We start from the raw sequence: 22,268 nt of genomic DNA, 5'->3' as shown, positions 1-22,268 counted from the left end.
GGAGGGCGGTTTCAGCTTGCGGTCAAGCCCAGCCGGTCAGTTACTAGTTGGACGAAGATGCCCGCCGCGACCGGCAGCAACGCATCGTCGAAATCGTATTCGGGGTTGTGGCACATCACGCTGTCCTGCCCGAGGAACAGGTACGCGCCCGGCGCGGCGTTGAGCAGCAGTGCCATATCGTCGGTGAATGGATAAGCCGGGTGGTCCGCGACGATGCCGCCATCGCCTACCACGGCGGCGCAGGCGTGCGTGGCATGGGCGGCGGCCTCCGGCGCGTTGACGCATGGCGGAACCTCGGCGAGCTTCTCGCACGCCACTTCGCATCCCGTCATCGCGGCGATCCCGGCGCAGGCCCGCTCGAGCCGCTCGAACAGCAGCGCCTGCACCTCGGGCTTGAGCGCGCGCAGGGTGCCCGAAAGGCTCGCGCTGTCAGCGATGATGTTATGGTTGGTCCCGGCCTGGAGCGAGGCGACGTTGATCAGCGCGGCCTCCGCCGGATCGACATAGCGCCCGACGATCGAGGAAATCTCCACCGCCAGCCGCGCCGCCGCCTGCAATGGATCGACCGCCTTGTAGAACGCGGCGCCATGCCCGCCGACCCCCGTCACCGCGATGCGCCAAACGATATAGCCGTTCAGCACCGGCCCGGCGCGCACGCCCGCCTGCCCCGGATCGAGCAGCGGCATGTTGTGGAAGCCGTAGACCTCGTCGAACGCGAACCGTTCGAGCAGGCCGTCGTCGATCATCGCGCGCGCGCCCTTGCCGTTCTCCTCCGCCGGCTGGAAGATCAGCACCACACGGCCCGTGCGCGGCGGATGGGCGGCGAGGTGCCGCGCGGTGCCCAGAAGTGCCGCTGTGTGCCCGTCGTGCCCGCAGGCATGGGCGACGCCCGCATGGCGCGAGGCGTAGTCGCGTCCGCTGCGGTCGTCCATCGGCAGCGCGTCGATATCGGCGCGCAGCGCGACCGAGGGGCCGGGCTGCCCGCTGTCGATCACCGCGACCACGCCCGTGCCGCCGACCGCCACCGGATCGAGGCCGAATTCGCGCAGCCTCGCGTGCACGAAATCCGCCGTCCAGCGCTCTTCGTGCGCGAGTTCGGGATGCTGGTGCAGTTCGCGCCGCCAGCCGGTCATCGCGTCGGCGAGACCGGGGGTAAGTACGGGGGCGGACGACATATCGTTCATGGGCATTCCGGATGCTGGTGAGAGATTTATGGTAGGCAAGGACAGATGCTAATGCGAGTCCTTCGCTTGACTTGCCATGGCCCGTTCGCCAACCGCTTTGCCAGAAATCGCCGGGGTTTCCAGCCCCTGCCGTATCCTCCCGGGAGACCGAAGCTGGGTTCCGCTCCGTTTTCAGAACGCGACACGCGCGCCGCCACGATCGGCGCTTACACCCGCCTCGTGCGCAAGCGCGTGCTGTTGCTCGTCGTGCTGCTGGCGGCGAGCCTGTTCGCGCTCGCGCTCGATATCTCGACCGGCCCTTCGGCCCTGCCTCTGCGTGACGTGTTCAACGGGTTGTTCTTCCCTGGCGCGCTCGATCTCCCCGCCGTCACCATCATCCGCGAGGTGCGCCTGCCGATGGCGCTGATGGCGCTGCTCGTCGGCGCGGCACTCTCGCTGGCGGGGGCCGAGATGCAGACGATCCTCGACAATCCGCTGGCCAGCCCGTTCACCCTCGGCGTCTCATCCGCTGCGTCGTTCGGCGCGGCGCTGGGCATTGTGCTCGGCTTCGGTTTGCCGGGGCTGACGAACGATTGGATCGTGCCGGTCAACGCCTTCATCTTCGCGTTCGGATCGGTGCTGCTGCTGGAGGCGCTGGCGCGCAGCCGCGCGGCGGGCACGCAAGGGGTGATCCTGTTCGGCATCGCGCTCGTCTTCACCTTCAACGCGGCGGTGGCTCTGCTGCAGTTCGTCGCCTCGCAGGAGGCGTTGTCGCAACTCGTATTCTGGACGATGGGCGCGCTGGGCCGCGCGACGTGGGACAGCGTGGCCGTCCTCGCGGTGGTGTGCGCGGTGACCTTCCCTTTCTCGCTGCGGGCGGCCAATGCGATGACGGCGATGCGGCTGGGCGAAGACCGCGCGCGCAGCTTCGGGATCGACGTGCGGCGGCTGCGGTTCTTCTCGCTACTGCGCATCAGCGCCCTGGCGGGCACGTCGGTCGCGTTCGTCGGCACGATCGGTTTCGTCGGCCTCGTCGGCCCGCATATCGCGCGGCTCTTGCTGGGGGAAGATCACCGCTTTCTGCTACCCGCCTCGATCCTCACCGGCGCGCTCATCATGTCGCTCGCCTCGGTCGCCAGCAAGCTGCTGGTGCCCGGCGTGCTGCTGCCGGTGGGCATCGTGACCTCGATGATCGGCGTGCCGATCTTCCTCGCGCTGATCCTGCGCCGGCCGGACCGGGTATGACCGAAAGCGGGAAACTTGCCGTTCACGGCCTCTCCGCCGGGTATGGCGGCAAGGTGGTGGTCGATGGCGTCGATCTCGGGCCGGTGGCGCCGGGGCGGATCATCTCGCTGCTTGGACCCAACGCGGCGGGCAAGACCACGCTGCTGCGCGCGCTGGCCGGGCTTCAGCCCGCGCAGGGCTCGGTGCGGCTCGGCGACGTCGAACTGCTGGGCCTGCCGCTGGCCGATCATGCCGAGCTGGTCGGCTACATGCCGCAGAACCTGCCCCAGCGCATCGGGTTGAGCGTGATCGAAGCGACGATCAGCGCGCTTCGCGCCTCGTCCAGCGATCACGCGGGCGCTTCGGTGCAGCGGCTGGCCGAAGCCGCGCTGGAGACGCTGGACCGGGTCGGTATCGGCCACCTCGCGATGCGCGAACTCGGCCACCTGTCGGGCGGGCAGCGCCAGCTTGCCTCGCTCGCGCAGGCGCTCGTTCGCGCGCCCCGCGTTCTGCTGCTGGACGAGCCGATCAGCGCGCTCGACCTGCATTACCAGCTTCGCGTGATGAAGCTGGTCCGCGAAATCGCCGAGGGCAGCGGGATGATCGTCATCATGGTGCTGCACGATCTGGCGATGGCGGCGCGCTGGTCGGACAGCGTGGTGCTGCTGTCCGGCGGACGCGTGGCGGCGGAGGGGCCGCCTGCCGAGGCGATTACAGCCGAGCGGCTGGCCGAGGTCTATCAGGTTTCCGCTCGGGTCGAACCCGCGGGGCGAGGCCTCAACATCGCGATCGACGATATTCTCGAAACCCCGAACTGAACGAAAAAGGGCGACCCGCGCGGGGCCGCCCTTTCGGTTTCATTCGTCTGCGCGCGTCAGTTCGCGGGGACGATCCGCAGAAGCTGGTCGGACTCCGCGTCACGCGTGCCGGCGGACTTGTCGACCGCGATCACCGATCCGTTCGGCCCCAGCGCGACGTGGTTGGCGCGCGGCGCGGGGCCGAGGTTGGCGACGATCTTGCCGTCGGCATCGGTCACGGTCACCGTGTTCGACCCGCGGTTGGCGACGAAGGCCTGCCGCGATGCCGGGTCGAACACCACGTTCAGCGCCCCTGCACCGACCGGGGTGTCGGCGATCACCGCGCCCGTCTCGCCATCGAGCACCACCAGGTTGTCGCTGCCCTGCGAGGCGACGTAGATGCGTCCCGTCTGCGGATCATGCGAGACGCCGATCGTGCCGCGCGCGCCGGGCACCGGGAAGACGTGCAGCACTTCGTCGGTATTGGTGTCGATCACCGCGACCTCGGACGTGCCGAGGCCCGCGACGTAGAGCTTGTGCGCTTCGGGATCGAGCGAAAGGCTCGCGACGCCGAATTCCTCGCGCCGCTTGTTCGAAGCGATCGTGATCCGCTTGGCTTCGGTGTTGTCAGCGGTGTTGAACACCACGACTTCAGGCGTGAAGGTGGCGGTGGCGTAGGCCTTGCCCAGTTCCTCGTCCACGCGAACGTCACGCGAGTGGGCGACGGTGCCCGGGGCGAACTGCTTGATCAGGCCGAGGTCCGATTGGCGATAGACCGCCACCGTATCCTGCCGCGTATTCGTGACCCACACGGTATCCTTGCTGTCGTCCACCGCGATCCCGTAGACCGCGAACAGCCCGCCATCGCCCATTGTTCCGTCGCGGCCCTGGCGCTGCGGCGCGGCGGCGGGGCTGACCCGCGCCAGCACTTTCAGCGTATCGGCGTCCAGCTTGACGATTTCAGACTGCTTGACCGGCGGGCGGCCCACCGCAGACGCGGCATAGATCGCCCCGCTCTTCGGGCTGTAGACCGTCTGGTAGAGGCCGCGCGCGGGCTCGGACACGGTCAGATCGAACGCATCTTCGCCCGACAGCGGGATATCGGGCGAGACCTTCAGCTCCGCGATGGTGGCGTAATAGGGCGCGCCGGTCGTGACCACGATCGGGTGGACGCCCACGACGGCATCGGCCGGGAGCGCGAAGGCGCCGGTCACCGCGCCTTCGGTATCGGCCGTCAGCGGCTGCGCGGTCAGCGTCGTCGGCCCGTAGGCGAGGGTGACCTGCTGCCCCGGCTGGAACCCGCTGCCCGACACCTCGACCTGGCTACCGGCCACGATCGGTGCGCCGTCCTCAGCGGAATCGAAGGAGACGCTCGCATCCGCGGCCTTGGCGACTTCGCCGAATGCCTGCTGCGCGGCGGCGCTGCCGACCGCGATCGGCGAGGCGGCGAGCATCAGGCCCATCAGGACAGCGGCGGAACTCGATCGGGTAATGCGCACGATAATCTCCTGTTTTGACGAACTATTCTTTCAGCGAAACCCAGTATGCCCCGTCGTAGGGGACGGCGAGGAAGCGCGAATTGAGGGTGGCGAGTGTCTGGTCGGGCGCCAGATCGGCGAACACTTGCGGATGCAGCCACTTCGCGAACGTCTCGATCGCGACGATATCGAGCGGCGAATTGAGCAATTGGTGCGAAAAACCGTAGATGCGGCCTTCGCGCACCGCCGTCAGATCGGCGATCCCGCGCCGTGCCGCCACCTTGCGCAGGGATTCACGCGCATCCTGCTCGCTGTAGCCCGGGCCGACCACGAACCCGCCGCGCGCCGCGAGATGCGGACCGCCCGTCGCGATATAGACGGCGGGATCGCGCGAGATGACGTATTCGAGATTGAGCTTGCCCGACGATTGCGACAGCGCGTCCGCCCCGATGTTGTGGCCACCCACGAATTGCAGATAATCGCTGGCGTTGCCGCGCCCGGGCGAATTGCAGCAATCCGGGCTGCTCCCGGCGTGCGCCTCGAGGAAGACGAGCGTGCGCTCCGCTTCGGGAAGCTCGGCGACGCGGCGCGCGATGGCGTCCATCCGCTGCTTGCGGAACGCGAGGAATTCGCGCGCCTGTTCCTCGCGGCCGACCAACTTGCCGAGGATTTCGAGGCTCGGCGCGAGATCGTCGAGCGGATCGGCGAAGAAATCGAGCACCACCACGGGGATGCCGGCGCCCTCGACCCGCTCGATCTGCGCGTCGGTCACTCCGCTTTCGACCGACAGAACCGCCACGTCGGGGCGCGCGGCGATGATGGATTCGACGTCGAAGTTTTCCGCCGAGCTCGCGATCCTGGGCAGGTCCGCGAGTTCCGGCGACGCTTTCAGGAACTGCGCGTAACCTTCCGCGCCGAGGCGGTTGTCGTCGTGCGCCCAGGCGGAAAGCAAGGACACCGGATCAGGATGGATCAGCGACAGCGCGACGAGATAGCGGCTGTCGTCGATCGCGATTTTCGACACCGGACCGGGCACCGAGACGGTGCGCCCCTTTATGTCGGTCAGTTGCAGCGCCGACTGCTGCGCAACCGTGCCGTCACGCCGGTCGCAAGCCGCGAGCGTCACCATCGCGAATGCGAGAGCGCAATACAGGATCACGCGCCAAAGGCTGGCGGCTCGATCACGGCTTTGAGAACTCGCATTTGCTCCGAACACCGGAATCGCTATCCATTCATCTCGTGGAACGCGGGCAGCCTTCGGCTAATTGCGAATGATTGTAAAGTGCAATAGGATATTTGACGATGCAAGCGGCCCGATCCGATAACGGCACACCGTTCGAGATCGCCGGGTGCAGGGTGATGACCCTGGACAGCCACCATGTCGGCGACCGATATCGCGTCCACATCGCGCGGCCGGAGGGCGAACCGCCCGCGGATGGCTGGCCGCTTCTCGTCTTGCTCGACAGCGATACGTGCTTCGCGACATGCGTGGAAACGATGCGGCGCATGGCGCGGCGGACGGATGCCACCGGCGCCCGCGAGATCGCGATCGTCGGCGTGTCCTCGGCGAACGGATCGGACGTCGATACCCGCAAGCGCGACTACACCACGCCGCTAGGCGAGGGCGGAAACACGACCGAGCACGGCGCGGGACGGTTCCTCGATTTTCTGGCGGAGGAATTGCTGCCCTTCGCGCATGACCTGATGCGGGTGAACCAGGATCGGCAGATGCTGCTCGGGCATTCGCTGGCAGGGTATTTCGCGCTGTGGACGATGTGCAGCCGCCCCGGTCTGTTCGACCGCCACATCGCGCTCAGCCCGTCGCTATGGTGGGACGGGTTCAGCCTTCTCGAAACCTTCCGTGGGGCCGAAGCGATCGATCCCCGCACCCTGCTGTGCGTCGGAGAATGGGAGGAAGCGCTGGCGCCGCGGCAATTCCACGATCCCGGTCGCGATCGAATACTCGAGCGTAGGCGATCTCGCCGAATGATCGGCAGCGCGGTCGAACTGGGCGAAATTCTCAATCGACGGGAAGGTGGTCGCGGGGCCGAGGTCCATGTGCTCGATGGAGAGGATCACGCCTCGATCGTCACCGCGGCGATGCCGCGGGTTCTCAGGTTCGTTTCCTAGTCTCCGGCGGAGCCGGGCGCGCCTTGTCGCTCGCACGAGTGCCTTCGGCGGGTGCTCCTGCCGGATCGGCCAGTTCCCGATCGATCTCCCGGGCGGTTTCGCGAATATCCTGTTCGGCCTTGTCGTAACGCTCCTCGAAGGTCGGCTCGCGCTTGCATCCGGTGAGAGCGACACAGATCGACAGCGCGAGCACGGCGCCGCGCATCAGTAGTTCTTCCGATAGCGGACGTTGACGTTGGTGGTGCCCGAACCGCCGGCCTGGCTCAGGATCGACAGCGCCGGCGTGAGGCTGACTTCGAGTTGCGTGGCGGTGAAGCCGCGCGCATCGGTAATGAACTCCACGTAGATGTCGTCAGTGAGGTACTGGCCCGCGGCAAGCGCGGTGCCTCTGCCCTGCGTCTCGTCGGAACCCAGAATGCGAAGCCGGTCGACCCCCGTTGCCGAGCGCAGCTTGCCGAGCGGGTTGAGCCCGCCGCCCGATCCGCGCAGCGAATTCAGCGACGCGGCGAGCTGGACCGCCTGCAGCGTCGACAGGTTGCCGATCGAGCTGCCGAACAGGATGCGCGCGAGGATTTCGTCCTGCGGGAGGCCCGGCACGCTGGAGAACGCGATCTGCGGGTCCATCGCCCGGCCGGATACGTTCACGTTGACGGTAACGTCCTCGATATCCTCGGTGGCGACCATCGTGATGACCGGATCGATCGTCGCCCCTCCGGTGAAGCGCACGAGCCCCTCTGTCAGTTCGAACGAGCGCCCGGCGAAGCCCAGCGTGCCGCGGACGAGTTCTACACTGCCCGTCACCCGCGGCGCGGCGCTCGTGCCTGCCAGCCTCAAGTCGGCGCTCCATTCGCTCTCCAGCCCCATGCCGGAAACGTAGAGCTGTTCGGGCGAATCGAGCGATATGTCGAGCCGCACGAGTTCGAACAGGCCCGCCGACGCCTGAACCGGCTCGTCGCCCGTTATACGCTGGGGCCCCACGGGCGGCTTGAAGCGGACACCCGACAGTTCGGGCACTTCGGCCGCGCCCTGGCGGATGATCTGGTAGCGCGTCTCCGGCAGTTGAAGTTGCCCGGACAGCAGCGCCGTTTCGCCCGCGGCCTTGCTCAACCGCAGCTGGCCGGTGGCGGTCGCCGCGAGCGCGTCGCTTTGCGCCAGGTTCGCATCGTCGAGTTCGACCGAGAGGTCCATCGGGTAGCCGCGATCCGAAGCGAGGCTGACGAAGCCCTGCGCGCCGACGGTGCCGTCGCCCGCCGTCGCGGTCAGGCGCTCGAGTTCCAGCCTGTCGCCGGTGAACTGTCCGCGGATCGCCATGTTGGACAGGCGCGTGCCGAAGGTCTGGTTCTCGTAGGTGAGATCGTTCGCCCGGATCACGCCGTTGAGCTGCGGTTGCTGCACCCGCCCGGAAAAGTCGGCGGCAAGGCCGATCTGGCCCGACAGCCGCTGATCGGGCTGCCCCGCGAACGAGAACAGCGTGTCGGCCGGGCCATTGTAGCGGATGCCGCCCGACAGCGGCGCGGCGAGCATGCGTGTGGTCCATGAGCCGGAACGCGCGGGAAGCGGGCGGAGCGATGCCGTCATCCGGCCGATCACCGTGCCGCGCCGGCGCATCACTGCGCGCGCCTCGCCGCCGTCGGCCAGCAGCTTGCCGACGAAGTTGATGTCGATCGGTTGGCTGACCGACACCGCCGTGGTGCGGGTGAAGTTGTCGATGCGCATGCGGGCGTCGGCGCGGGGGAAGACTGCGGGATTCGCCTGCGCGAAATCGAAACTGCCGCTGGCGCTGCCGCCTACGCCGAGGCCGGGCACGAAGGCGTTCATCAGCGCGACGTCGACATTGTCCAGCCGGCTCTGCAACCGCATGCCATCGCCATAGGTGCCCGCGAGCCGGATATTGCCCTGGCCGAAATCGATCCGCGTGGGGAGCAGTTCGTAGCCCTCGTCGCCGGGCACGATCCGCGCCGGGCTGGTCGTCCTGAAGGCGATTCCCCGCGCCCGGCCTTGCAGCGAGACCCGCCACAGATCGGGGGTCAGCCGGGCATTGGCGGCGACGCGGAAGGGCACGCCGCTCACACCTTCGGCCAGCACCTTGGCTTGCCCCTGGCCATCGCGGTAATCGACCACCGCACGCGCCGCGGTCAGGTTCAGGCTGCCCATGCGCAGCTGCGATACCTGCGCGTCGGCGACCACGTAGGGGGTGTCGTAGAGAACGACCCGCGCATCGACGATCGCCGATCCGATCGACAGCTGGGCGGGGCCGGGCAATACGGTGTTGCGCGCGCGTAGATTGACCAGCGCCTGCTGATATTGCCCCTCGGCATCGAGGCGCACGACGCCGCCCATGCCCTGGCCGTTGGCGGTGAGGCGACCGGCGAACGGCCCGGCGCTCGTCTGCCGCAGCGAACCGGCGAAATCGATGCCCGCCAGGTTCGCGCTGTTGATATCGAGCGTGAGCTGATCCCCCATGCCCAGCACGACGTCGGCGGTCAGCGGGCCGTAGTCGGTATCGCCGGTGGCTTCGAGCCGGTAGCCGTTCGGCGCTCCGGTGATACCGGCCCGCAAATTGGCGAGGCCGATGCCGAGATCGGGGCGCTCGGCGGTTATCGTCGCGCGCGGATCGGCGATCGTGCCCGCCACGCGCACGCCGACCGCGCCGTATTGCTCGGTCACCCCATCGGCATTGAAAGCGATGTTTCCGTTGGGCGCATAGCTGCCCGATCCGCCGGTGATCCGCACCAGTGGCGCCCTCAGGCGGAGGTTGCGGAAGCGCGCGACGCCATCGCCGCCGTAGCCGACATCGGCCGAGGCGACGAGATTGCCGCCGAGGAAATCGCGCACCCCTTCGTTGAACAAGCTCGTCGATCGCGCGCTGACACGTCCGACCAGCGCGAAGCCGGATCGCTCGGTTTCCAGATCGATATCGGTTTCGACGTCGAAGATCCCGACGCTCTCGACCCGGTAGTTGTCGATCCGCCCGTCGATCGCACCGGTGTAAAGGCCGGTGGAGGTGTCGGCGAGAAGGACCACGTTGGCATTGATGCGATCGGAACGGATACGCATGTTGTCCGAGAGAATCCGCGGGCCCTCGATCGCGATATCGCCGTTCAACCGAACGTTCGCCAGCGAACCGCCGGCCACCGTGTCGAGCCCGGTAATGCGCCCCACGCGGGCCTGGACCGGAACGAGGATGCGCTCGGCGTCGACTTCCGCCGCACCGCTGACCGACAGATCCTGCAGCCCCATGTCGTTCATCGTCAGGCGGTCGGCGTTGAGCGTGTAGGCAACGCCGGGCGTGGCGAAGTCTCCGTCGATCGTAAGTTGCCCGCGCAGGCCGCTGCCGGAGAGGTTCTCCGCCAGTGCCGAGGGGCGCAGGAGCACGAAGCCGAGCCGCAGGTCGTCGAAGGCGCTCTCGCCCAGATCGACGACGCCTTCGGTATCGAGCCGGAAGGCGTCGCTCGACAGCCCGCCTTGCAGGACGGCCCGACGCTCGTCCAGCCGGGCGGTCATATCGATGTCGAGCACCGGGCCGAGCAAGGCCGCGGTCGGCCCTTCGAACATGCGCGCGACCCGGGTGGGGCCGCGAACCGTGAAGGCGCCGTCGCGCGCCGCGATCCGCAGGCGAGCGAATTCGCTTCCCGCGAGGTTTGCGTTCAGCCCCCCGTTCCACGCGGCCCAATCGCCGACGCCCTTGAGGCGCACCAACAGCGGATCGGTGAGCCCGGCCATGGCGGCGATCACCCCGTCGCCCGGCGCATCGAGTTCGAGATCGAGATCGAGGCGGTTGTCCTCCGGCACCGCGTCGAGCGTGAGCGCGATACGGTCGCCGCCCGCCTGGCCCCGGCCGGATATCGTCCGGCCGTTCAACGCCACCTGCGCCCGGCGATCGGCGATATGCGCGTTCCCGGCGAAGCTGACCACGCGCCGTTCGCCGCTGACCGCAGCCTCGACCACGAAATCGTTGATGCGGAATTCGTCGACGTCGATGTCGAGATCGGGCAGCAGCGGCTCGTTGGACGGCGGGGTCTCGTTGAATTCGGGCAGCCGCAACAAGGTCGCCCGCTCGGCTGTCAACGAACGGATGTCGAGGTGGCTGCCGATGAAGGCGAAGGGGCGCCAGTCGAGGCGAATTTCCGGGGCGGTCAGGAACCGGCCGCGCGGATCGGCAATGCTGAGATCGCGGATCACCATCTCGCCATATATCGAGCCGTCGATCCGGCCGACGCCGATCGCCATGCCGTTTTCGAATTCGAGCGCTTCAATCTGATTGGCGACGAAGCGATGGCCGGGGCCCGTATCGAGAAGGAGCAGTGCGGCCCCGATGAGCAGGACGATCCCGCCCACGACACCCGCACCCCATTTCCCCAGCTTTCGGCCAAGGTGCCGCCGCGGTTCGTCGATATGCGACGGCTCGTGTTCGAAGCCCTCCACCGGCGTCGTCTCGGGTTCCTCGGCCATCAGAACGCCTGGCCGATCGAAACGTAGACCGCGAAGCGGCTCTCGCCCGGCTGGCGATCGAGCGGCATCGCAAGGTCGAGCCGCAAGGGCCCGAAATTGGTATAGAAGCGGCCACCGATGCCTGCGCCGAAGCGGATGTCGGAAAATTGCGGCAGGCTGTCTTCATAAACCTGGCCGGCATCGACGAAACCGACCACCCCGAAATTGCCGAAGCGATAGCGGATCTCGGCCGCGGCTTCGTTGAGGCTGCGGCCGCCGATCGGGCGGAAGATGAACGGATCGTCTTCCTCTTCGGGATCGGTCGGGTCGAAATCGGGATTGTCGAGTTGCACCTTCGGCCCGAGTTCCTGATAGCCGAAGCCGCGCACCGATCCGCCGCCGCCGGCGTAGAACCGGCGGGAAGGGGCCAGGTCGAAGCGGTCGATACCCTGGATCGTCCCCAGCCTGACCCTGCCGGCGAGCACGATCGAATCGGTCGGCGAGAAATACGCCGAACCGTCCAGTCGCGCGCGGACATAGGGGGTGAACCCGTCTTGCAGCGAACCTTCGGGTTCGATCAGTGCCGTCAGGCGGAAACCCTTGGTCGCATCGAGCAGACTGTCGGTCTGGTCCAGCCCGATCTGGCCCGTCAGTCCGCCGATGAAGAACGTCCGCCGATCGAGTTCTTCGGTGGCGAAATCGTAATCCTGCTCGTTCGTGCCGATCAGCCGGACGCCGTAGGCATAGGTGATCGGCTTCTGCCAGATCGGCGTCGAATCGTAGCTGATGAGGGCGGAAATCTGCCCGGTGAACGCCTCGTAGGCATCGTAATCCGAGTGCAAGGCCTCCGCGCGCAGCTGGAACGTGCGATCGCGCTGACCCGCGTTCGACCGGCGGAAGGTCACGCCGGCGCCCTGTTCCTGCGTCCCCGCGATGGCGTGGCCGATCAGCGCGCCTTCGGGTGGGAAGAGATTGCGATGCGTCCAGCTTCCTTCCACGCGGAAGCCCTGACCGGTGCCGTATCCGGCGCTGCCTGCGATGGTACGCGGCGGCCCGGCTTCCTGCTCCACCAGAATGGTCGCATATTCGGTGCCGTCGCCCGCCGGTTCGCCGCTCGGCTGCGGCGTCACCGAAACGGTGTTGAACAATCCCGTCGCGACCAGCGCCTGGCGAAGATCGTCGACATCGCGGCTGTCGTAGAGCTCGCCGCGCTCGAAGCGGGAGAGCACCTCGACGTGTTCGGCATCGAACGCCAGGTCGCCGGTGGTCTCGATCGCGCCGAAGCGCGAACGCGGCCCCGTTTCGATCGGCAGCGTATAGATACCGTCGCCGCTGTCCTGATCGAGCAGGATATCGCGCTGGCCGACCTCGGCGAAAGGATAACCGTTTTCCGGCAATGTAACGGCGACGCGCGCCTCGGCGCCTTGCACCCGTTCGGCAACGATCGGCTCGCCGACCTGCAGCGCGAGGTTGTCGCGGATGAGGCCAGGCGGCTCGGTCGGATCGGCATCGATGACGATGCCGGAGAACACGAACCGCTGCCCCGGCACGACGTCGAGCACGGCGGTCAGCGGCTGCCCGCCTTCGCCTTCCGAACGGTCAATCCGGGTAGCGACACTCGCTTGATACCAGCCTTCCGCGGCGAGAATGCGCTGCAACAGCGCGCTGTCTTCGGTCAGCCGCGCGGCGACTTGCGCCACATTGGCCGCCTCGCCATCGCCTTCGCCGAGCGCCGAAAGGTCGTCGAACATGTCGGCGAGGGCGGTATCCGCCTCCTCGTCCACTTCGTCGAGCCCGTTGACCTGGACGGTATAGGCGACCTCGACCGCTTCCTGATCGTCCGCCTGCTCCGCGAATTCGACCGGCTCGACATCGAATTCGCCCAGCGGCGGAAGTGGGGCGGCAAGCTCGGCATCGCGGACCGGCGCGTCGCCGATCTCCTCGGCCGTGTCGCCATCGGCCAGCGCCGGATCGCCGAGCGGCGGTGCCTGATCTTCGGTGGGCAGGGCATCGCCCTGCTCGGCGGCTATGCGGCGTTCGAAATCGGCGATCGATTCGAGCGGCCCTTCAAGCGCCGGGTCGTCTTCGACATCGATCTCGGGGATCGCTTCGTCGAACTCCTCGTCGGTGATCACGGGTTCGACCTCGGGAAGATCGATGTCGGTGGGTGGCGCCGGCACCTGCACTTCGGCCGTTGGTTCCTGCGTGCCCGTTTCCTCGACCGTCTGCGCAAGCGCGGCATGCGACATCGTCACCAGCCAGAGCGCGGTGCCAGCACCGAGCGCTCGCCAGTGAACGGCACCAAAGCCGGGCTTGCCCGTTAGTTTCGAAACCGACCCCATTGCGCCAAAATCCAAAGGAAGCCCCCTTGGCCCCGCACGATACCGCAATCGACCAGAAAACCAGCGAAGAGCAGAATTCCGCTGAAATTCCAGAAGCCAAGGCTATTTCATCGCCGATCGCGGCGCCCGGCGCAACTGCCAATTCACCGCTGGCCATGCCGCTCGGCGCGTGGAAGGTGATCCTGAAGCGCGCCTACACCATGTGGGGCTTCCACAACCTCTCGCTGCTGGGGGCAGGGGTGGCCTTCTTCGTCTTCCTGGCGCTCACGCCGCTCATCGCGGCCACGGTGATGATATACGGCCTGATCGGCGATGTGGAGATGGTGCAGCGGCAGATCGTGGCCTTGACCACGGTTCTCCCGCTCGAAGCGCGCTCGTTGATCGAGGAGCAGTTGATCGCGGTCGTCACCACCAATTCGGGCGTGACGGGATTTGCGCTGATCGTCGCGCTGTTCTTTGCGATCTACGGCGGGATGCGCGCGGCGAACGGGCTCATCGGGGCACTCAATGTAATCAATGAAGAGCACGAATCGCGCGGCTTCGTGGCGCTGACGCTGCGCGCGGCGGCGCTTACCGTGGCCGCGATCGGGATTGCCCTAGTCGGTATCGGCGGAGCCGGCGCATTCGCGTGGTTGCAGGTCCAGACGCAGAGCGTGGTGGGCCCCGGCACCGAACTGCTTTTCAAGTGCCTGACGTGGATCGCCACGATCCTTATCGGCAGCTTCGGTTTCGCGCTGATCATGCGCTACGGCCCGGATCGCCGCCCGGCGCGGTGGCGCTGGCTCGCGCCGGGCGCGCTGCTGGCGACAGTGCTGTGGATTGCGATCAGCTTCGGCTTCTCGCTCTATGTTGCATACATCAGCGACTACAGCGCAACCTATGGCTCGCTGTCGGCGATAGTGGTCTTCCTCATGTGGCTCTTCCTGAGCGCCTACGGAATTCTCGCAGGCGCTCTCCTGAACGCGGAGGTCGAGCGGCAGACGACGGTCGATTCCACCACCGGGCCACCGCTTCCCGCAGGCGAACGCGGCGCGGTGCTCGCGGACCTGGCGGAAGGCAACCTGACGCTCGAACAGTGGCTTCAGAAAAGCCAGCATCGGGCCGCGCGACGCGCCATGCATAAACTGCGCTAAAGGCGCGTATAGACCGCTGGTTCAACGCGAAAATTGGTCGGGGAGAGAGGATTCGAACCTCCGGCCCCTGCCTCCCGAAGACAGTGCTCTACCAGGCTGAGCTACTCCCCGACCGTGTCGGTCCCGCGCGGGCAAAGTGCCGTGCGGGTCGAGGCAAGGCGGGCCCTATAGGCAGCACGGCGCGGGGTGGCAAGCGGGCATTTGCGCGGCTAGGGAAGTGGCATGGCCAGCGCCGCGATTCCCGCCCTCTCGACCGACCGCGACCACCCGGAGTGGCAGTATCTCGACTTGATGCGGCGCATCTGGGCGGAGGGCAGCGAGCGCGTCGATCGCACCGGCGTCGGCACGCGTTCGGTATTCGGCGCGATGCTGCGATTCGATCTGGCGGACGGTGCTATGCCGCTGCTCACCACCAAGCGGATCTACTGGAAGACCGCCACCCGCGAGATGCTGTGGTTCCTGACCGGCGAGACCAATATCCGCCCGCTGGTGCTGCAGGGGGTGAAGATCTGGAACGAGTGGCCGCACGCGCACTACGTGAAGGAAACCGGCGAGAACATCTCGCTCGATGCCTTCGTCCAGCGGATCGCCGAGGACGAGGCGTTTGCCGAGCGGTGGGGGGACCTTGGGCCGGTCTATGGCAAACAATGGGTCGACTGGCCCACCTATCGCTACCGCAAGGATGGGCTGTTCGAGCCGGGGCCGGGGATCAACCAGGTGGCCGAGGTGGTCGAATCGCTGCGCACCAATCCGGGCAGCCGGCGGCACATCATCGAAGGGTGGAACGTCGCCGAGCTCGACCGCATGGCGCTGCCGCCGTGTCACAAGACGTATCAGTTCCATGTCGCGGATGGGCACCTCAATTGCGCGCTCTACCAGCGTAGCTGCGACGTGGCGCTGGGGCTGCCATTCAACCTGTGGTCGGGCGCGCTGCTCCAGCGGATGATCGCGCAGCAGGTCGATCTGGAACCGGGCGAGTTCGTGTGGATGGGGGGCGACGTGCATCTCTATCTCAATCACACGCATCTGATCGAGGAACAGCTCGGCAGGGAACCGCAAGGCCACCCGCGGCTTGGGATAACGCGAAAGCCGGAGACGGTGTTCGGCTATCGGATCGAGGATTTCGCCGTCCACGATTACGCCCCGCAGGCTCCGATCAAGGCGCCGGTCGCGGTGTGAAGACAGCGAAGCCTTGACCCCTTTCGCGGTGTGAAATAAAATATCGCACACGTATAAGATTGCGTCTCACGCTCTGGGAGATACCGATATGGCCGACAGGCCCGACGGGAGCGATACGGCGGGCACCAACAAGCCCGCGCTCAAGCTCCACGTCCCCGAACCCAAGTTCCGCCCCGGCGACACGGTCGATTTCAGCCATATCGGCGTGACCGAGCCCGGCAAACAGCCGCGGCCGGACGAGGCCTGCGAGGCGAAGGAAACCGCGCCGCTGTGCCACGATCTGATCCGCGTGCTGGGCGACGACGACCAGGCGCACGGGCCGTGGGACCCGAAGCTCGACCCCGAAACGCTGCGCACGATGCTCGGCCATTTCGCGCTGGTGCGCGCATTCGACGAACGGATGTTCCGCGGCCAGCGGCAGGGCAAGACCAGCTTCTACATGAAGTGCACCGGCGAGGAGGCGACCAGCGTCGCTGCCGCAATGGCGCTCGCCAGCGACGACATGGTCTTCCCCAGCTATCGGCAGCAGGGCGTGCTGATCGCGCGCGGCTACGACTTGGTCGAGATGATCAACCAGATTTACTCGAACAAGGGCGACAAGCTGAAGGGGCGCCAGCTCCCGATCATGTATTCGAGCCGCGAGCACAGCTTCTTCTCGATTTCCGGCAACCTCGCCACGCAGACCCCGCAGGCGGTGGGCTGGGCGATGGCGAGCGCAATCAAGGGCGACAGCCGGATCGCCGCGACCTGGGTGGGCGAAGGCAGCACGGCAGAGGGCGACTTCCATTCGGCCTGCACCTTCGCCACGGTTTACAATGCACCGGTTATCCTCAACGTTATCAACAACCAGTGGGCGATCTCGAGCTTCTCGGGTTTCGCCGGGGCGGAACGGACCACGTTCGCCGCGCGCGCGCTGGGTTATGGGCTCGCGGGTCTGAGGGTCGATGGCAACGATGCGCTGGCGGTTTACGCGGCGCAGCGCTGGGCCGCGAACCGCGCACGGGCCAACGCCGGGCCGACGCTGATCGAATATTTCACCTACCGCGCCGAAGGGCATTCGACCTCGGACGACCCGACCGGCTACCGCAGCGCGCAGGAGCGTACCGAATGGCCGCTCGGCGATCCGGTAACGCGCCTTAGGGACCACCTGATCGCGCTCGGCGAATGGGACGAGGACCGGCAGGCCGAAATGGACCGCAAGGCGGCCGAACGCGTCAAGGCGGCGACCAAGGAGGCCGAGAAGAACGGCATCCTCGGCCACGGTATGCATCAGCCGTTCCGCACGATGTTCGAAGACGTGTTCGAGGAATTGCCCTGGCACCTCAAGGAACAGGCCGAGCAGGCGACGCGCGAGCGCAAGATCAAGTTCGACGGGGGGCGCCCGCAATGAGCACCGAAACCAAGGAGCGCCAAGCGGCACAGCGGGGCACCGAACGTCGCCTCAACATGATCGAGGCGATCAACGACGCGCTCGACATCATGCTGGATCGCGACCCCGACGTGATCGTGCTGGGCGAGGACGTCGGCTATTTTGGCGGCGTGTTCCGGGCGACCGCCGGCTTGCAGGAAAAGCATGGCAAGACGCGGGTGTTCGATACGCCGATCTCCGAATGCGGGATCATCGGCGTCGCCGTGGGGATGGGGGCCTATGGCCTGCGCCCGGTGCCCGAAATCCAGTTCGCCGATTACATCTATCCGGGGCTCGACCAGCTGATCTCGGAAGCGGCGCGGCTGCGCTATCGCTCGGCGACCGAATATATCGCGCCGCTGACGGTGCGTTCGCCCTTCGGCGGGGGCATCTTCGGCGGGCAGACGCACAGCCAGAGCCCCGAGGCGATCTTCACCCATGTCTCCGGCCTCAAGACGGTGATCCCCTCGACGCCCTACGACGCGAAGGGCCTGCTGATCTCGTGCATCGAGGACAACGACCCGGTAATCTTCTTCGAGCCGAAGCGGATCTACAACGGGCCGTTCAGCGGCTACTACGACAAGCCCGCCGAACCGTGGAAGCGGCATCCGCAGAGCGCGGTGCCGGAAGGTTACTACAAGATCCCGCTCGGCAAGGCGCGCACGGTGACCGAGGGCGATGCGATGACCATCCTCGCCTACGGCACGATGGTCCACGTGGTCGAATCAGTCTGCTGCGAGAAGGGCGTCGAGGCCGAAATCCTCGATCTGCGCACATTGGTGCCGCTCGATATCGAGGCGATCGAAGCGTCGGTCGAGCGCACCGGCAAGTGCCTGATCGTGCACGAGGCGACCCGCACCTCGGGCTTCGGCGCGGAGCTTTCCGCGCTGGTCACCGAACGCTGCTTTTATCACCTCGAAGCCCCGGTCGAGCGCGTGACCGGTTTCGACACCCCGTATCCGCACAGCCTCGAATGGGCCTATTTCCCCGGCCCGGTTCGCATCGGCGAAGCGATCGACAAGCTCCTCAAGGACTGACCTCATGGCGAAATTCACCTTCAACCTGCCCGACATCGGCGAAGGCATCGCCGAGGCGGAGATCGTCGACTGGCACGTCAAGGTCGGCGATACCGTGGACGAGGACGACCGGCTGGCCGACATGATGACCGACAAGGCGACGGTCGAGATGGAAAGCCCGGTCGCGGGCAAGGTGATCGAAGTCGCAGGCGAAGTCGGCGACACGATCGCGATCGGTTCGATGCTGGTGGTGATCGAGGTCGCAGGCGAGATTCCCGACGAGGTGATCGAGGAAAACGAGGCTGCGGCCGACGCCGCGCCCACGCCCAAAACGGAGGGGGTCGAGGAGCGGATCGAGGTCGAGAACCCGGACGCGAGCGACGCCGACGATGCGATCGCGGCGGAAAAGCAGCGCGAGCGTCCTTCGACAGGCTCAGGACGAGCGGATGTTGCGCGAACCGAAGACTCGCAAAGCCAAAGTTCGCCAACCGAAAAAGCCTCCGCTCAGCCTGAGCCTTTCGAAGGCCCCGGCACCACATCCGCCAAGGTCCTCGCCTCCCCCGCGGTGCGCAAGCGCGCGAAGGATCTGGGCATCGATCTCGGCGAAGTGAAACCTGCCGAGGACGGCCGTCTGCGCCACGCCGATCTCGACGCCTTCCTGACCTATAGCGGCAGCGGCGGGTTCAGTCCGGCGGGCCGCGCGCGAGGAGACGAGCAGGTCAAGGTCGTCGGCCTGCGCAAGCGGATCGCGCAGAACATGGCCGAGGCGAAGCGCAATATCCCGCATTTCTCGTACGTCGAGGAATGCGACGTCACCGAACTGGAGCGGCTGCGCGCCGATCTCAACGCTAATCGCGGCGACAAGCCGAAGCTGACGATGCTGCCGCTGCTCATCACCGCGATCTGCAAGACGTTGCCCGATTTCCCGATGATCAACGCGCGCTTCGACGATGAAGCGGGCGTGGTCACGCGCCACGGCGCGGTGCATCTCGGCATGGCGGCGCAGACCGACAAGGGCCTGATGGTCCCGGTGATCCGCGATGCGCAGGCGAAGAACCTGTGGCAGCTCGCGCGCGAGATCGTGCGCCTGGCCGATGCGGCGCGCGATGGTTCGGCCAAGTCCGAGGAGCTTTCGGGCTCGACGCTTACCGTTACGTCGCTCGGCCCGCTTGGTGGTGTGGCCACCACGCCGGTCATCAACCGGCCCGAGGTCGCGATCATCGGCCCCAACCGCATCGTCGAACGGCCGATGTTCGTCCCCGACGGGATGGGCGGCGAACGGATCGAGAAGCGCAAGCTGATGAACGTATCGATCAGCTGCGATCACCGCGTGGTCGACGGGTGGGACGCGGCGAGCTTCGTCCAGGCGCTGAAGAAGCTGATCGAGAAGCCGGTTCTGCTGCTGGCGGATTGACGCCGCGTCAACGCACGATCGCGCTATAGGTCAGCCGGGTCGCGCCGGTGGCGCTCCGCCAGCGCAGGTGCGTGACGTCTTCGGGTGAGGCGAGGCGGCGTCCGTCGCGGTCGTCCACCCGCATCGCGCCGATCCGACCCCAGTTGCGCCCGCCGTCGACCGATACCTCGACCGCATCGGAACTCGCCTGCTGGAAGGCCAGCGGGCGGGGCACCGCGCTGGAGACGATCACCGGCTCGCCGCGGCTTGTGCCGCGCCATTCCACGACCAGCACCACCGTGTCGCCGCGCCGCAGCGCACGCGCCGGTTCGATCGTACGAACACTCTCGCCGCCCGGTGCCGTGGCGATCCGTTCGACGTAGACCGCGCGCGAAATTCCGCGCGTGTCCTGCGCCGCAAGCCCGCTGGCAGCGGTGCAGGCAAGCGCGCCGATAATCCATCCGATCCGCATGAAAACCGCCCCTTCCGTGTCGCTGACGGGATGACGGCGAGAGGCGAAAATATGGTTAACGAAAGCGACTTTCCCCTGCCGCGAAAAAGTCTTGCGGGAGGCCGTTGACAGCCTTGCGAGGCTGGCCTAGTGGCGCTGCTCCCCAAGCGGCACGCGGGTGTAGCTCAGTTGGTTAGAGTGCCGGCCTGTCACGCCGGAGGTCGCGGGTTCGAGCCCCGTCACTCGCGCCACTTGGGGACTTTTCCTTCCATCGAAATCGCTCTCTCACCCCTTTCCGGGGGCACCCGAAGCGCAGCATTTCGATCAGCCCCAGCGGCCGGTTTCCATCCAGATCAGGAAACGGCGCAGCGGCAGCAGCCAGATCACCCCGAGCACGAGATAGACCGGCGTCTGCGCCCAAGCGGGCCAGCCGCCGATGAGATCGGGCATGTAGCGCGCGATCAGCACGCCATAGACGGTCAGCGCCGCCAGCAATGCCAGGATGCCGACAGGCAGCCGCCAGCTCGGTTCCTGCCGCATCAGAACGGCCCGTAGAGGCGGGTGGGGGTGACCACGGCGTCGAGCGGCGCGTCGTGCGGCTCCACCGGCAGATCGTCGATCAGTTGCCCGTCCCACGCCATGCCGATGCGGATGGTGTCGGGATGGTCGCCCAGCCAGCGGTCGTAATGCCCGCCGCCCTGGCCCAGCCGGTCGCCGCGTATGGTGAACCCGATCAGCGGCAAGAACAGCACCTGCGGCACCACCGTCTCGGCCTCGGCGGTGGGTTGCGCCATGCCGAAGGGCCCTTCGGCCAAATCGCTCTCGTCGAACGGATCGGTATGCAGGGCGAATTCCATCGGCGCGGTGCGGTCCGCGAAGCGGGGGAGGGCGAGCGGATGACCGCGCTCCGAGAAGAACCGCGCGTACGATGCCGCCGGAGCCTCGCTGCCGCGGGCGGCATAGAGGCCGATCGTCGTGCCTTCCGGCACGCGCTCCAGCAGCGGTGCGGGCGGGCGGTGAAATACCAGCGCGCGCACCTGCGGCGGCAGCGCCGCGACTTCCGCACGCCGCGCTTCGCGCAGTCTCTTTCGCAATTCGGGCTTGGTCATCGGCTTATGTGTTAGGGTCGAAAGGAAAGTGGCGGAACCACCATGGGTCGTTCTCCCAGGAAATCCACTGACGCCTAAGGGTCAGGTGGGCGCCGTATGCCCCAGCCCCCAGGACGAACCCGTGGACCGAAGCAGGGACAGCTCCCGTGGATTGCTTATAGCCCCAGGGATTTTCGTATGGGCGCGTGCCGGGCAGTCCCGCCACCGCCTATCTAGGATGCTGGGGGCTTTCCCTCAAGCTTGTCGGCGCAGTTCTCGAGCAGTTCGGCGAATCGTTCGAGCGACGGGGCGAGGCCCGGATCGTCGAACGCGGTCGCCGATCGCGCGCTGTCGCGTTCGATCCGGAGGTTTTCGAGCTCGGTGCGCAGCGCCGTTTCGCTCGCACGCGCGGTTTCGACATCGGCGCGCAAGGTCTCGATCTCGCTGCCGGCGGCCGAACGGCCGAGTTCGGCCTCTTCGAGCGCGGACCGCAGTCGCTCGAGCTCGGCATCCAGCGCGGCCGGCGATGTCTGCGCGCCGGTGGTTTCCTCGCGCCTTTCGTGAAGTTCGTCGGCGAGCAGGAGCGCCGCGAACAGCAGGTTCTCCGCTTCCTTGTTCGAGAGACCGCTGCCGAGTTGCTGCAACTTGCCGTCGATCGCCTCGCCGAGCCGTGCGACGTGCGCTTCTTCGCCTTCGGCGCAAGCGACCGAATAGTCGCGCCCGCCGACCGATAGCCGGACCTCGCTCATCGCTCGAGCTCGTCGATCAGGCCGTCGAGTTCGCGCAGCGCCTCCGCAGTCGTCTGACGCAGTCGCCGATGCGCGCCGACCATGCCGGTGACCGACGGCGGCGCAGGGCGATAGCCGTCGGCCGCCACCGCGATCCGTGCCAGCGCGGCTTCGATGCGCTGCACCGCGTGTTCGATACGCTCGCCATCCATGCGCGCAAAATATCGCAAATCCGTGTCGGCGCAAAGCCTTGGAGGCGCCTGTTGATAACTTGCATTTGCTCGCACGCGGGGGACGCCCGGTCGCA

19 protein-coding genes and 2 tRNA genes are annotated in these 22,268 nt (G+C 66.9%); 9 read left to right on the top strand and 12 right to left on the bottom strand.

The genetic code is table 11. From position 1 onward, the window contains the following. Positions 1-11 precede the first annotated feature (11 nt). Positions 12-1,184, bottom strand: coding sequence for an amidohydrolase (locus ACE3QC_RS03925; protein ID WP_374405800.1), 1,173 nt, complete (start codon positions 1,182-1,184; stop codon positions 12-14). A gap of 231 nt (positions 1,185-1,415) precedes the next feature. On the opposite strand from ACE3QC_RS03925, the gene ACE3QC_RS03920 reads away from it, so the two are divergent. After that, positions 1,416-2,408, top strand: coding sequence for a FecCD family ABC transporter permease (locus ACE3QC_RS03920; protein WP_374405799.1), 993 nt, complete (start codon positions 1,416-1,418; stop codon positions 2,406-2,408). Continuing rightward, positions 2,405-3,205, top strand: coding sequence for an ABC transporter ATP-binding protein (locus ACE3QC_RS03915; protein WP_374405798.1), 801 nt, complete (start codon positions 2,405-2,407; stop codon positions 3,203-3,205). Before ACE3QC_RS03920 ends, ACE3QC_RS03915 begins: the two co-directional genes overlap by 4 nt. Before the next feature lie 56 nt (positions 3,206-3,261). On the opposite strand, the gene ACE3QC_RS03910 is transcribed toward ACE3QC_RS03915, so the two are convergent. After that, positions 3,262-4,683: a YncE family protein gene (locus ACE3QC_RS03910; protein WP_374405797.1), complete on the bottom strand. Its 1,422-nt coding sequence runs from the start codon at positions 4,681-4,683 to the stop codon at positions 3,262-3,264. Between the two features lie 22 nt (positions 4,684-4,705). After that, positions 4,706-5,791: an ABC transporter substrate-binding protein gene (locus ACE3QC_RS03905; RefSeq protein WP_374405796.1), complete on the bottom strand. Its 1,086-nt coding sequence runs from the start codon at positions 5,789-5,791 to the stop codon at positions 4,706-4,708. A gap of 173 nt (positions 5,792-5,964) precedes the next feature. On the opposite strand from ACE3QC_RS03905, the gene ACE3QC_RS03900 reads away from it, so the two are divergent. Next, positions 5,965-6,792: an alpha/beta hydrolase gene (locus tag ACE3QC_RS03900; RefSeq protein WP_374405795.1), complete on the top strand. Its 828-nt coding sequence runs from the start codon at positions 5,965-5,967 to the stop codon at positions 6,790-6,792. On the opposite strand, the gene ACE3QC_RS03895 is transcribed toward ACE3QC_RS03900, so the two are convergent. From ACE3QC_RS03895 to ACE3QC_RS03885, 3 genes are read right to left on the bottom strand one after another with little or no spacing between them, the layout of a single operon-like run. Next, on the bottom strand, positions 6,776-6,997 hold the full coding sequence (locus ACE3QC_RS03895) for a hypothetical protein (protein ID WP_374405794.1): 222 nt from the start codon (positions 6,995-6,997) through the stop codon (positions 6,776-6,778). The genes ACE3QC_RS03900 and ACE3QC_RS03895 overlap by 17 nt on opposite strands. Then, entirely contained in the window at positions 6,997-11,244 is a 4,248-nt protein-coding gene (locus tag ACE3QC_RS03890) for a translocation/assembly module TamB domain-containing protein (RefSeq protein ID WP_374405793.1), read from the bottom strand. The genes ACE3QC_RS03895 and ACE3QC_RS03890 overlap by 1 nt, the downstream gene beginning before the upstream one ends. Next, positions 11,244-13,472, bottom strand: a complete 2,229-nt coding sequence (locus tag ACE3QC_RS03885) for an autotransporter assembly complex family protein (protein WP_374406638.1) — start codon at positions 13,470-13,472, stop codon at positions 11,244-11,246. The genes ACE3QC_RS03890 and ACE3QC_RS03885 overlap by 1 nt, the downstream gene beginning before the upstream one ends. 119 nt (positions 13,473-13,591) lie before the next feature. Here ACE3QC_RS03885 and ACE3QC_RS03880 point away from each other — a divergent pair, with 119 nt between their 5' ends. Beyond that, complete coding sequence (locus ACE3QC_RS03880; protein ID WP_374405792.1) at positions 13,592-14,698, top strand: YihY/virulence factor BrkB family protein; 1,107 nt, start codon at positions 13,592-13,594, stop codon at positions 14,696-14,698. Positions 14,699-14,732: 34 nt separating this feature from the next. On the opposite strand, the gene ACE3QC_RS03875 is transcribed toward ACE3QC_RS03880, so the two are convergent. Continuing rightward, positions 14,733-14,809, bottom strand: a tRNA-Pro gene (locus tag ACE3QC_RS03875). 111 nt (positions 14,810-14,920) lie between these two features. Here ACE3QC_RS03875 and thyA point away from each other — a divergent pair. The 4 genes from thyA (at position 14,921) to ACE3QC_RS03855 (ending at position 19,715) form a co-directional block, all read left to right on the top strand. Then, positions 14,921-15,877, top strand: coding sequence for a thymidylate synthase (gene thyA, locus ACE3QC_RS03870; RefSeq protein WP_374405791.1), 957 nt, complete (start codon positions 14,921-14,923; stop codon positions 15,875-15,877). An 88-nt stretch (positions 15,878-15,965) separates the two neighbouring features. After that, positions 15,966-17,267, top strand: a complete 1,302-nt coding sequence (locus tag ACE3QC_RS03865; RefSeq protein ID WP_374405790.1) for a 3-methyl-2-oxobutanoate dehydrogenase (2-methylpropanoyl-transferring) subunit alpha — start codon at positions 15,966-15,968, stop codon at positions 17,265-17,267. Continuing rightward, the gene (locus ACE3QC_RS03860) at positions 17,264-18,322 is read left to right on the top strand and encodes an alpha-ketoacid dehydrogenase subunit beta (RefSeq protein ID WP_374405789.1); all 1,059 of its coding nucleotides are present in this window, start codon (positions 17,264-17,266) and stop codon (positions 18,320-18,322) included. The genes ACE3QC_RS03865 and ACE3QC_RS03860 overlap by 4 nt, the downstream gene beginning before the upstream one ends. A 4-nt stretch (positions 18,323-18,326) precedes the next feature. Beyond that, entirely contained in the window at positions 18,327-19,715 is a 1,389-nt protein-coding gene (locus ACE3QC_RS03855; protein WP_374405788.1) for a dihydrolipoamide acetyltransferase family protein, read from the top strand. Positions 19,716-19,722: 7 nt separating this feature from the next. Here ACE3QC_RS03855 and ACE3QC_RS03850 read toward each other — a convergent pair whose 3' ends face one another. Next, complete coding sequence (locus ACE3QC_RS03850; protein ID WP_374405787.1) at positions 19,723-20,166, bottom strand: hypothetical protein; 444 nt, start codon at positions 20,164-20,166, stop codon at positions 19,723-19,725. Positions 20,167-20,319: 153 nt separating this feature from the next. Here ACE3QC_RS03850 and ACE3QC_RS03845 point away from each other — a divergent pair. Then, a tRNA-Asp gene (locus tag ACE3QC_RS03845) sits at positions 20,320-20,396 on the top strand. Positions 20,397-20,469: 73 nt separating this feature from the next. Here ACE3QC_RS03845 and ACE3QC_RS03840 read toward each other — a convergent pair. From ACE3QC_RS03840 to ACE3QC_RS03825, 4 genes are all read right to left on the bottom strand, one after another. Next, positions 20,470-20,685 (bottom strand): DUF2842 domain-containing protein, encoded by a 216-nt coding sequence (locus ACE3QC_RS03840; protein ID WP_374405786.1) that lies wholly within the window; start codon positions 20,683-20,685, stop codon positions 20,470-20,472. Continuing rightward, positions 20,685-21,254 carry a 5-formyltetrahydrofolate cyclo-ligase gene (locus tag ACE3QC_RS03835; protein WP_374405785.1) on the bottom strand — a complete coding sequence of 190 codons (570 nt, stop codon included), beginning with the start codon at positions 21,252-21,254 and terminating at the stop codon, positions 20,685-20,687. Before ACE3QC_RS03835 ends, ACE3QC_RS03840 begins: the two co-directional genes overlap by 1 nt. Before the next feature lie 212 nt (positions 21,255-21,466). Beyond that, positions 21,467-21,982, bottom strand: a complete 516-nt coding sequence (gene zapA, locus ACE3QC_RS03830; protein WP_374405784.1) for a cell division protein ZapA — start codon at positions 21,980-21,982, stop codon at positions 21,467-21,469. Continuing rightward, positions 21,979-22,146, bottom strand: a complete 168-nt coding sequence (locus tag ACE3QC_RS03825; RefSeq protein WP_374405783.1) for a hypothetical protein — start codon at positions 22,144-22,146, stop codon at positions 21,979-21,981. The genes zapA and ACE3QC_RS03825 overlap by 4 nt, the downstream gene beginning before the upstream one ends. Positions 22,147-22,268 lie beyond the last annotated feature (122 nt).

Origin of the sequence: Pelagerythrobacter sp. (assembly GCF_041912895.1) — a bacterium.
In the GTDB taxonomy this organism is placed as follows: domain Bacteria; phylum Pseudomonadota; class Alphaproteobacteria; order Sphingomonadales; family Sphingomonadaceae; genus Pelagerythrobacter.
Note: the sequence above shows the minus strand (reverse complement) of the source record. Positions and strands in the feature narration are given on the sequence as shown.